The organism is Candidatus Dormiibacterota bacterium, assembly GCA_036495095.1.
Taxonomy (GTDB): Bacteria; Chloroflexota; Dormibacteria; order Aeolococcales; family Aeolococcaceae; genus CF-96.
Genome location: DASXNK010000075.1, coordinates 1 through 12,411 on the forward strand (window position 1 = coordinate 1; position 12,411 = coordinate 12,411).

The following is a 12,411-nucleotide window of genomic DNA, read 5'->3' on the forward strand; positions in this document are numbered from 1 at the left end:
ACACCATGAACACCATGGTCGACCAGCTCCGCTCGTTCTCGAGCGAGGTGACGCGCGTCGCGCGCGAGGTCGGCACCGACGGCAAGCTCGGCGGCCAGGCCGTCGTCAAGGGCGCCGGCGGCACGTGGAAAGACCTCACCGAGAGCGTGAACATGATGGCCGGCAACCTCACCGCCCAGGTGCGCAACATCGCCGAGGTCACCACCGCGGTGGCCCGCGGCGACCTCAGCAAGAAGATCACCGTCGACGTCCGCGGCGAGATCCTCGAGCTGAAGGACACCATCAACGTGATGGTCGACCAGCTCAACGGCTTCGCGGGCGAGGTCACCCGCGTCGCCCGCGAGGTGGGCACCGAGGGGCGGCTGGGCGGGCAGGCGCAGGTCAAGGGCGTCGGCGGCGTCTGGCAGGACCTCACCGACAACGTGAACATGATGGCCGGCAACCTCACCGGCCAGGTCCGCAACATCGCCGAGGTCACCACCGCCGTCGCCAACGGAGACCTCAGCCGGAAGATCACCGTCGACGTCCGCGGCGAGATCCTCGAGCTGAAGAACACCATCAACACCATGGTCGACCAGCTCAACAGCTTCGCCGGGGAGGTGACCCGCGTCGCCCGCGAGGTGGGCACCGACGGCAAGCTGGGCGGCCAGGCCCAGGTGCGCGGCGTCGGCGGGGTCTGGAAGGACCTCACCGACAACGTCAACATGATGGCCGGCAACCTCACCGACCAGGTGCGCGGCATCGCCCGGGTGGTCACCTCGGTGGCCGGCGGCGACCTCAAGCGCCGCCTCACCGTGGAGGCCAAGGGCGAGGTCGCGGCGCTCGCCGACACCATCAACAACATGACCGACACCCTGGCCACGTTCGCCGACCAGGTCACCACCGTGGCCCGCGAGGTGGGCGTCGAGGGCAAGCTGGGCGGCCAGGCGCGCGTGCCCGGCGCGGCGGGCACCTGGAAGGACCTCACCGACAACGTGAACCAGCTCGCCGCCAACCTCACCACCCAGGTGCGCGCGATCGCGGACGTGGCCACCGCGGTGACCGAGGGCGACCTCACCCGATCGATCGGCGTCGAGGCGAGCGGCGAGGTCGCGGTCCTCAAGGACAACGTCAACGCGATGATCCGCAACCTGCGGGAGACCACCGAGAAGAACACCGAGCAGGACTGGCTCAAGACCAACCTCGCCCGGTTCACCTCGATGCTCCAGGGTCAGCGCGACCTGCTCACCGTCGCCAAGCTGATCCTCTCCGAGCTGGCCCCGCTGGTCACCGCCCAGCACGGCGTCATCTACATGGCCGAGCACCGCAACGGCGATCCGCCCGTGCTCCGCTACCACGCCGGCTACGGGTACCGCGAGCGCAAGCACCTGGCCACCACCTTCCGCCTCGGCGAGGGCCTGGTGGGCCAGTGCGCGCTGGAGAAGGAGCGCATCCTGCTCACCCAGGTGCCCGCCGACTACGTGCAGATCACCTCCGGGCTCGGCGAGGCGCCGCCGCTCAACATCATCGTGCTGCCGGTGCTCTTCGAGGGCCAGGTGCGCGCGGTCATCGAGCTGGCGTCGTTCAACCGCTTCTCCCCCACCCACCAGGACTTCCTCGACCAGCTCACCGAGAACATCGGCATCGTCCTCAACACCATCGAGGCGAACATGCGCACCGAGTCGCTGCTCGAGCAGTCGCAGTCGCTCGCCCACGAGCTGCAGAGCCAGCAGGAGGAGCTGCAGCAGACCAACGAGGAGCTCGAGGACAAGGCCCGCCTGCTCGCCGAGCAGAACACCGAGGTCGAGCGCAAGAACGTCGAGGTGGAGACCGCCCGCCACGCCCTGGAGGAGAAGGCGGAGCAGCTGGCGCTGACCTCGAAGTACAAGTCCGAGTTCCTCGCCAACATGTCGCACGAGCTGCGCACACCGCTCAACAGCCTGCTCATCCTCGCCCAGCACATCGCCGAGAACACCGACGGCAACCTCACCGACAAGCAGGTCGAGTACGCGAACATCATCCGGGCCTCGGGCCAGGACCTGCTGGCGCTGATCAACGACATCCTCGACCTCTCCAAGATCGAGTCGGGCACGGTCTCGCTCGACCTCGCCGACCAGAGCATCACCGAGCTGCTCGAGGACATCGAGCGCAGCTTCCGTCACGTCGCCACCGGTCGCGACCTGGCCTTCACGGTGGAGGTCGAGGCGGGCCTGCCGCCCACCCTGCAGACCGATCCGAAGCGCCTCCAGCAGGTGCTCCGCAACCTGCTCGCCAACGCCTTCAAGTTCACCGAGGCGGGCTCGGTGACGCTGCGCGCCACCCGGGCCACCTCGGGCTGGCGCAGCGATCACGAGCAGCTCAGCGCGGCGTCGGCGGTGGTGGCCTTCAGCATCACCGACACCGGCATCGGCATCGCCAAGTCGAAGCAGCGGCTCATCTTCGAGGCCTTCCAGCAGGCCGACGGCACCACCAGCCGCAAGTACGGCGGCACCGGCCTCGGGCTCTCGATCGTCCGCGAGCTGGCCCGGCTGCTCCACGGCGACGTGACCGTGGAGAGCAGCCCGGGGAAGGGCAGCACCTTCACCGTCTACCTCCCGCTCACCGCGGCCGCGCCCGCGGCGGCGCCCGGCCGGCAGCGCCCGGCGCCCACCGAGGTCGCCCCCGCCCGCACCGGCGACGGCAACGGCTCGCGGGCGACCGCGACCACCGGCATCAGCGCCCCCGCCCCCGGCTCGACCGAGGTGGCGGAGTCGCCGATCACCATCCCGATCACCGACATCCAGGACGACCGCTACGCGGTGCGCCCCGGCGACCGGGTGGTGCTCATCGTCGAGAACGATCTCAACTTCGCCCGCGTGCTCCTCGACATCGCCAACCAGCGCCGGCTCAAGGCGGTGGTGGCGCTGCACGGCGAGGAGGCGGTGTCGCTTGCACGAGAGTTCCGGCCCGACGCCATCACCCTCGACATCCACCTTCAGGACCTCAGCGGCTGGACCGTGCTCGACTGGCTGCAGCACAACCCCGACACCCGCCACGTGCCCGTGCACATCGTCTCGATCGACGAGGACAACGTGCGCGCCCACCGCTCCGGTGCCACCAGCTCGCTGATCAAGCCCGCCGCCAAGGAGACGCTGGACCGGCTCTTCGACGACATCCACGGCTCGATCGAGCGGCGGGTCAAGCGGCTGCTGATCGTCGAGGACGACGAGGCCCAGCGCGCCCACACCGTCGAGCTCTGCGCCGGCGACGACGTGGAGATCACCACCGCCGCGACCGGCGCCGAGGCGCTGGCCGCGCTCTCCCGCGAGCGCTTCGACTGCATGGTGCTCGACCTCGGCCTGCCCGACATCAGCGGCTTCCAGGTGATCGAGAAGGTGCAGGACGAGGTGTCGCTTCGGGGGATGCCGGTGGTGATCTACACCGCCGGCGAGCTCGGCCGCCGCGACGAGACCCGGCTGCGGAAGGTGTCCAAGAGCGTGGTCATCAAGGACGTCCGCTCCCCGGAGCGGCTGCTCGAGGAGGTCACCCACCTGCTCCACCGGGTCGAAACCGAGCTGCCCGTCGAGAAGCGGCAGATGCTCCGCTCGGCGCGCCAGGTCGACAACCAGCTCGCCGGCCGGCGGGTGCTGGTGGTCGACGACGACATCCGCAACGTCTTTGCCATCACCGCGGTGCTGGAGCGCCAGGGCATGGAGGTGGTGACCGCCGAGACCGGCGCCGAGGCGCTCGCCGCCCTGGAGTCGCGCGCCGACATCGACGTCGCGCTCGTCGACGTCATGATGCCGGAGATGGACGGCTACGAGACCATGGAGCGGATCCGGCGGCTGTCCCAGTACCAGAAGCTGCCGCTGATCGCGCTCACCGCCAAGGCGATGCGCGGCGACCGCGAGCGCTGCCTCGAGGCGGGGGCGTCCGACTACATCTCCAAACCGGTCGACACCGAGCAGCTGCTCTCGATGCTGCGCGTCCACCTCTATCGTTGATGGCGCTCCGGGCCACGATGGCGGACAGCGCGCCGCCGACCCTCGAGGACATCGAGGTGGGCCTGCTCCTGGAGGGCGTCCGCCGCCAGTTCGGGCTCGACTTCGGACGCTACGCGTCCCCGGCGCTGCGCCGGCGGCTGCGCCTCTGCATGGAGGCCGAGGGGGTGGCCACGGTCTCGGCGCTGCAGGACCGCGTGCTCCACGACCCCGACAGCCTGCGCCGCTTCGTGCGCACCGTCTCGCTGCGGGTCACCGGGATGTTCCGCGACCCCCGGCTGTTCGGGGCGGTGCGGCGCCACGTGGTGCCCTGGCTGCGCAGCCATCCCTCGCTCCGTATCTGGCACGCCGGCTGCAGCACCGGCGAGGAGGTCTTCTCCATGGCCATCCTCCTCGAGGAGGAGGGGCTGCTGGAGCGCACCCGCATCTACGCGAGCGACATCGACCCCGAGCTGCTCGAGGTGGCCGGGCAGGGACGGGTGCCGCTGCAGCGGCTGGCCGGCTACATCGAGGCGCACCGCCGCGCCGGGGGCACGGGGTCGCTGCTCGACCACCTGCGGATCGAGGGCGAGTGGGCGGTGCTCGACGCCCGGCTGCGCGCGCGCATCACCTGGGCCCACCACAACCTCGCCACCGACGGCTCCTTCAACGACTTCCACCTGCTGCTCTGCTCGAACGTGCTCATCTACCTCGACCGCGAGCCCCAGCGGCATGCCGTCGAGGTGCTCGGCGACAGCGTGGTGAGGTTCGGCTTCCTGGGCCTGGGCACCCGCGAGCTGCTCGGGCCCGGCGTCGAGGAGCTCGGCTTCCGCCGCCTCGACGACGGTGACGTCAACCTCTACAAGCGGATGCGCTGATGGCCGGGGACACGCCGCAACCCGGGGTCGCCAGCGTCCTGCTCGTCGACGACGACGCCGCCAAGCTCACCGCGCTCGAGACCGTCCTCGGGCCGCTCGGCCAGAACCTGGTGCGGGCGCTGTCCGGCCGGGAGGCGCTCCGCCACGTGCTCGCCGACGACTTCGCGGTGATCCTCCTCGACGTGCGGATGTCCGACATGGACGGCTTCGAGACCGCCGAGCTGATCCGCCAGCGGGCGCGCTCGGAGCGCACCCCGATCATCTTCGTCACCGCCTACAGCGGCGACGAGGCCAACCTCGACCGCGGCTACCGGCTCGGCGCCGTCGACTTCATCTTCGCCCCGGTGGTGCCGGAGATCCTCCGCGCCAAGGTGAGCGTCTTCGTCGACCTCTTCCTCAAGACCGAGGAGATCCGCCTCCAGACCGAGCGGCTGCGCGAGCTCGAGCAGCGCGAGCTGCTCCGGCAGCTCGAGCTCTCCGAGCTGGGGCGGCTCCAGGCGGAGGCGCGCTTCGCCTCGGTGCTCGGCTTCGCCGCCGACGGCATCGTCGCCCTCGACGGCGAGCGCCACGTGGTGCTCTTCAACCGGGGCGCCGAGCAGATCTTCCGGCGCAGCGCGGCCCAGACCATCGGCAGGCCGGTCGACGTGCTCCTGCCCGACGGCCTCGAGGAGATGCTGGCGCCGCGCGACGGCGCCGGGAAGGCGGTGGGCCGGGGAGCGGAGCACCGCCACGAGGTGGAGGCGGTGCGCGCCGACGGCAGCCCCTTCCCCGCGGAGATGACCATCTCCGAGTTCCCCGAGGGGGGGCACACGATCACCGCCCTCATCCTCCGCGACATCTCCGAGCGCAGGGCCGCCGAGGCCGAGGTGCGCCGCCTCAACGAGGACCTCAACCACCGGCTCAGCGCCGGTGTCGACCTGGTCGCCCACCTCGCCGCCTCGCTCGACCCCTCGGAGGTGCTCGCCCGCCTGCTGGTGCGGGTCACCGCCGCGGTGCGGGCCGACGAGGGGATGCTGCTGCGCCTCGACGAGGAGGGCGGCCTCAGCGTCGCCGGCCGCCACGCCGGCGCCGCGGCGGGCGACGGCGCCGACGATCTCGGGATGCTGCTCGACCGCCAGCCGCTGATCCGCCGCGCCATCTCCGAGCGGATGCCGGTGGTCGGCGGCGGCCTCGACCTCCGCCTGGTCGACGAGCGGGCGCGGGCGCGGCTGCACGGCGTGCTCCACACCGCGGTGCTGCCGCTGGTGTCCGAGGACCGGGTGAGCGCGGTGCTGGTGCTCACCCGCCACCGCGACGACCCCTTCAGCGCCAGCGACACCGAGATGCTGCTGCTGATCGGCAACGTCGCCACCATCGCCCTGCGCAACGCCCAGCTCTTCGACGAGGCGCAGCAGGCGAGCAACACCAAGAGCGAGTTCCTCCGGATGGCGGCGCACGAGCTGCGCACCCCGGCGGGGGTGCTGCGCGGCTACCTCTCGATGCTGCGCGACGGCACCATGGGTGCCATCCCGCCGGGCTGGGAGCGTCCCCTCGAGGTGGTCGACGCCAAGGCGACCGAGCTCACCGGGCTGATCGACGACCTGCTGCTCGCCGCCAGCATGGAGGGGGGCACGGTCCCCACCAACCCGGAGGTCTTCGACCTGCGCGACGCGGTGCGGGCCGCGGTGAGCCGTGCCGAGGGGCGGGCGACGCTGCTCGGCGCCGACGTCGTGCAGCACCTCCCGGACGATCCGGTGACCGTCGAGGCCGACAGCGAGCACGTCGGCCGGGTGCTCGACAACCTCATCAACAACGCCCTCACCTACTCGGCGGGGAAGCCCTGGGTGCGGCTGGAGGTGACCGGCGGGCGGCCGCCGGGGGTGAGCGTCGAGGACCACGGCGTCGGCATCGACCCCGAGCTCGCGGAGCGCGTCTTCGAACGCTTCTACCGGGTCAACGATCCCGCCCTCGGCTACCCACCGGGCACCGGCCTCGGCCTCTACATCAGCCGTGATCTCGCCCAGCGCTCCGGCGGCGCGCTGGTGCTGGAGCGCAGCACGCCCCGCGAGGGCAGCCGCTTCCACTTCAGCCTGCGCCCCCCCACCTGGTCCGAGAGCGAGGCCCCGACCCAGCTCCCGGCACCGGCGGCGTCCGACCGCTAGGACGCTCGGACCGGCCGGACGGTCGGCACCATCATCGGATGACACCCGCGCAACGGCGGGTCACGAAGCCGGTCGGGTGCGCCCGCAGTCCTGGCACGCGGGAGGGCGCCGGGTACGGTGCTGATGACGCGATCACGCCCACCGCACGGCCGTCCTGCGCTCGCGGCGACGACCCCTGGAGAGCGAATGAGCCTGCGGACATGGGCAATTCCCGGAGCCTCCCTCCTCGCCGCGGCGGCCGGGGCCTTCGGTCTGGCCCTGGTGGTGGACGCGGTGCCCACCGTGAGCGTCAGCGTCTCGCTCAGCCAGAGCCACGCCCGGGCCGGCGGCACCGCGGACGTGGTCGCGACCGCAACCGTCATCAGCGGCGGTCGCCCCGCGATCGGTCAGCGTGTCGACTTCGGCTCGCGCGGCGACACCACCTCCGTGTTCACCACGTCGGCGATCACGCGGACCGACCGCCTGGGGCACGCCACCGCGCACCTGAGGCCCGGAACCGCGCTGGTGCCACTGCGCATCAGCGCCCTCTCGGGTGCTGCCGGCGGGACCGCCAGCCTGACCCAGTACGGGGCCGCCACCGGGATCACGGTGCGGCTCGGCACACCGACCCTGGTGGCGGACGGCAGCTCCACGGTGCACGCCACCGTCGCCGTCACCGACGCGGCCGCGCACGGCGTGCCCGCCGAGACCGTCTTCCTGGCCACCGACGGTGACGTGAGGCTCGGCGCCGTCACCGACAACCACGGCGGCACCTACTCGGCCACCCTCAGCGCCTCGACGACGGCCGGCGCCGAGACCGTCACCGCCACCGACGGCGCCCTCTCCGGCACCGCCATCCTCACCGAGACGCCCGGACCCGCGACCACCGTCGCCGTCGCCCTGGAGAGGGCCTCGCTGACCGCCGACGGCGCCTCCACCGTGACCGCCACCGCCACCGTGACCGACGCCAGCGGCAACCGCATCGGCGGCGGCACGGTCGCGTTCAGCACCAGCGGCGACGCGACCGTCGGCACCGTGACCGACAGGCCGGACGGCACCCACTCGGCCACCCTCACCGCATCGACGACGGCCGGCACCGAGGCCATCACCGCAACCGACGGCGCCCTCAGCGGCACCGCCATCCTCACCGAGACGCCCGGGCCCGCGACCACCGTCGCCGTCGCCCTGGACAGGACCTCGCTGACCGCCGACGGCACCTCCACCGCGACCGCCACCGCCACCGTGACCGACGCCCACGGCAACCGCATCAGCGGCGACGCGCTCGCCTTCACCGCCGGAGGAGACGTGACCCTCGGCACCGTGACCGACCATGCGAACGGCACCTACTCGGCCACCCTCACCGCCTCGAGGACGGCCGGCGCCGAGACCGTCACCGCCACCGACCGCGCCGTCTCCGGCACCGCCACCCTCACCGAGACGCCGTCCGCCGCGCCCGGTGTCGCCGGCACCCTCTCCCCCACCCAGACCCCGGGTGCGGCCACGAGTGTCGCCGTCACCCTGGACCGGCCCTCGCTGACCGCCGACGGCACCTCGACCGCGACGGCCACGGTCACCGTGACGGATGTCCACGGCAACGGCATCGGCGGCGACACGGTCGCCCTCACGAGCAGCGGTGACGTGATCTTCAGCACCGTCACCGACCGGGGGAACGGCACCTACACCGCGGCCGTCACCGCCTCCACCACCGCCGACGCCGAGACCGTCACCGCCACCGACGGCGCCCTCTCCGGCACCGCCCCCCTCACCGAGACCCCGGGAGCCGCGACCACGGTCGCCGTCACCCTGGACCGGCCCTCGCTGACCGCCGACGGCACCTCGGAGGCGACGGCCACGGCCACCGTGGCGGACGTCAACGGGAACGGCGTCAGCGGCGGCACCGTCGTCCTCTCCACCAGCGGCGACGCGACCGTCGGCGCGGTGACCGACGGGGGAAACGGCACCTACACCGCGACCGTCACCGCCTCCACCACCGCCGGCACCGAGACCGTCACCGCCACCGGCGGCACCCTCACCGGCACCGCCACCCTCACCGAGAACCCGGGCGCGGCCACCGGCATCACCCTGGCCCTCGACCCCGGCGGCCTCGCCACCGACCGCAGCCCGGCGGCGACGGGCACGGCCACGGTGGTGCTCACCGACGCCTTCGGCAACCGGGTCGGCGGCCAGGCGGTCAGCCTCGGCACCAGCGGTGATGTCACCCTCGGCGGCGTCAGCGAGTCCGCGCCCGGCACCTACACCGCCACCATCACCGCCTCGACCACGCCGGGGCCGGAGACCATCACCGCAACCGCCGCGGGTCTCACGGCGACGCGGACGCTCGGAGAGCACGGCGCGCCCTCGATGGTGACCCCGGCGGTGACGCCCGCGCTGATCGCCGCCAGCACCGGCTCGACCGCCGTCGCCAGCGTGGTGGTGACCGACGCCGACCGGAACCCGGTCCCCGACCTCCGGGTCGGCTTCGCGTCGAACGGCGGCCTGACCTTCCCCCACGGCTCCTCCGCCACCACCGACGCCTCCGGCACCGCCAGTGTCGACGTCGTCGGCGCGGCGACGGCGGGGCGGAGGACGATCACAATGAAGGTCGCCGGCAGGACCCACTCCGCCACCCTCACCGAGTTCGGCCGGGCCAGTGCCCTCGCGCTCGGCCTCGGCCCGGCGTCGATCACCGCCGACGGCCGGGCGACCACGGCGGCGACCATCACCGTCACCGACCGGGACGGCATCGGCGTCACCGGCGAGGGCGTCATCCTCGGCCGCGGCGACGGAACGGCGGCCGTCGGACCGGTCCACGCCAACGGTGACGGCACCTACAGCGCGACCCTCACCGCCTCGACCCGGGCGCAGCTCGAGACCGTCACCGCCGGCGATTTCAACGTCGCCACGGCCGCCACCGCGACCCTCATCGAGGCCCCCGGTGCCGCCGCGAGGATCGCGGTCGGGATCACCCCCGACCCCACCGTCGTCGCCGACGGCGCCACCACCCGCACGGTCACCGCGACCGTCACCGACGCCACCGGCAACGGGGTGAGCGGTGAGAACCTCTCCCTCGCCACCGGCGGTGACGTCACCGTCGGCAGCGTCACCGACCACGGTGACGGCACCTACTCGGCCACCCTCACCGCGTCGACGACGGCGGGCACCGAGACCCTCACCGCCACCGACGGCGGCGTCTCCGGCACCGCCGCTCTCACCGAGATCCCGGGCCCGGCGACCACGGTCACCGTCGCCCTGGACAGGGCATCGCTGACCGCCGACGGCACCGCCACGGCGACGGCCACGGTCAGCGTGACCGACGCCCACGGCAACCGCATCGGCGGCGACGCCGTCGCCCTGAGCACCGGCGGCGACGTCACGCTCGGCCGCGTGACCGACCACCACGACGGCACCTACTCGGCGACGGTCACCGCCTCGACCACCGCCGGCACCGAGTCCCTCACCGCGTCCGACGCCGCCGTCTCCGGCACCGCCACCCTCACCGAGACGCCCGGGCCGGCGTCCGGGCTCGCCGTCGCCCTGGACAGGGCCTCGCTGACCGCCGACGGCACCTCCACCGCGACCATCACCGCCACCGTGACCGACGCCCACGGCAACCGTGTCAGCGGCGACGCCGTCGCCCTGAGCGCCGGCGGCGACCTGAGGCTCGGCACCGTGACCGACTACCACGACGGCACCTACACCACGATCGTCACCGCCTCGACGACGGCCGGCGCCGAGACCATCACCGCCACCGACGGCGCCCTCTCCGGCACCGCCACCCTCACCGAGACGCCGGGGCCGGCGTCCAGGCTCGCCCTCACCCTGGACAGGGTTTCGCTGACCGCCGACGGCACCTCCACCGCGACCACCACCGCCACGGTGACCGACGCCCACGGCAACCGCATCAGCGGTGACGCCGTGCTCCTGAGCACTGGCGGCGACCTGAGGCTGAGCACGGTGACCGACAACCGCGACGGCACCTACACCGCGACCGTCACCGCCTCGACGACGGCCGGCGCCGAGACCATCACCGCCACCGACGGAGCCGCCTCCGCCACCGCCACCATCACCGAGACGCCGGGGCCCGCCGTCACTGTGCTGGTCACCCTGCACGCCCCGACGCTCAGCGCCGGCGGCAGCAGCCTCGCCACCGTCACCGCCCTGGTGACCGACGCCCACGGCAACCCGGTCGGCGGTGACACCGTGGCCTTCACGAGCAGCCCCGGCGACGCCGTGAGCTTCGGCCCGGTGACCTACACCGGCGGGTCGACCACCGGCGTCGACGGCACCGCCACCAGCGTCATGACCGCCTCCACCGACACCGGCACGGTGACCATCACCGCGACCGAGCTGGGTGGCAGGGCCGGCGCCGCGACGGTGAGGGTCAGGGGCAGCAGGCTCAGGAAGGTCTGGCTCCCCGGGTAGGCGATCGACCTAGCGCTCCGGGTGCGTCTGAGGGCCTCCGACGTCGGTCTGCTCGAGCAGGGCGGCGAGCTCGAGGAGGTCGCGCTGCATCGACTCGGGGAGCCGCTGGGCGGCGGCGCCGAGGGTCATCACCGGCACGTCGCCGGCCTCCACCACCGGGGGCGCGATCACCGCCACCACCGGCGCGGTCATCGCCAGCTGCGCGGTGGCGACGAGCCGCCAGGGCCAGCGCACCAGCCACACCATGCCGGCGAGCACCAGGGCGAGCACCACGGCGATGCCCGGCACCACCGCCCAGGGGAGTACCGGGGGGACCTGGGTCGCGCTGACCGGTGGGGCCAGGGCGGCGAGCCGGCGTGAGCGCTGCGGCCCGGCGGCGGCCGGCTCGGAGCCGGTGCCCGGCGGCAGCGCGGGCATCAGGTCGGTGGCGGCGAGCGGCGGGGCGTCGGCGGGCGGCGCGGGCGCGGGCTCGGCGGCCGGGGCGGGCGCGGCCTCGGCGGCCGGTGGCGGCGGGGCCGGCACGTCGGCGAGGCCGCGCACCGGGACCGGCGCGGGCACCGTGGCCGGCGGCGGGACCGGGGCCGGGGCCGGCGCCGGCACGGGCGCCGGCGTCGACGGCGGCTCGTCGGGCGGGGTGCGGAGCACCGGCGCTGCGAGGGCGGAGTGGACGGGCGCGCCGATCATCGCCGCCGGCATCAGCAGCAGGGCCGCCAGCACGGCCGCAATCCGCGTCATCGCCACACCATCCGACCTCGCCAATCGGACCGCCCCCGCCGCCCGCGCCGGCGATGCTACCCCAGCGGTCCCCGGCGGGTGGGCGCCGGGCAGGCCGGGGCCACCACCGTCAGCGCGCCGCTGCCCTGCACCGCGTGCACCAGCTGGTCGGCGCCGAGCAGGAAGACCTGGGCGGTGAGGTCGACGCCGGCGCTGCCGCAGGACGGTCCGCCCCTCGGCAGCGCCGCCACCACGGTCTCGCGCTCCGTCAGCGGCTGCCCCGGCTGGAGCACGTGCGCGGCCACGCTGTCGGCGCAGGCACGGCTCTGCCTCGACTCG

The 12,411-nt window shown here is 73.5% G+C and carries 6 protein-coding genes; 4 read left to right on the forward strand and 2 right to left on the reverse strand.

From position 1 onward, the window contains the following. The 4 genes from VGL20_07675 to VGL20_07690 all read left to right on the forward strand — a co-directional run. On the forward strand, positions 1-3,962 hold a 3,962-nt coding region (locus VGL20_07675), incomplete at its 5' end, for a response regulator (GenBank protein HEY2703552.1). Beyond that, entirely contained in the window at positions 3,962-4,816 is an 855-nt protein-coding gene (locus VGL20_07680; GenBank protein ID HEY2703553.1) for a CheR family methyltransferase, read from the forward strand. The genes VGL20_07675 and VGL20_07680, both read left to right, overlap by 1 nt. Beyond that, complete coding sequence (locus VGL20_07685) at positions 4,816-6,957, forward strand: ATP-binding protein (protein ID HEY2703554.1); 2,142 nt, start codon at positions 4,816-4,818, stop codon at positions 6,955-6,957. The genes VGL20_07680 and VGL20_07685 overlap by 1 nt, the downstream gene beginning before the upstream one ends. Positions 6,958-7,143: 186 nt before the next feature. Then, positions 7,144-11,358, forward strand: a complete 4,215-nt coding sequence (locus VGL20_07690; protein ID HEY2703555.1) for an invasin domain 3-containing protein — start codon at positions 7,144-7,146, stop codon at positions 11,356-11,358. A gap of 9 nt (positions 11,359-11,367) precedes the next feature. Here VGL20_07690 and VGL20_07695 read toward each other — a convergent pair whose 3' ends face one another. Then, positions 11,368-12,093, reverse strand: coding sequence for a hypothetical protein (locus VGL20_07695; protein ID HEY2703556.1), 726 nt, complete (start codon positions 12,091-12,093; stop codon positions 11,368-11,370). Between the two features lie 56 nt (positions 12,094-12,149). Beyond that, positions 12,150-12,411: hypothetical protein (locus VGL20_07700; protein HEY2703557.1), on the reverse strand; the 262-nt coding region annotated here is incomplete at its 5' end.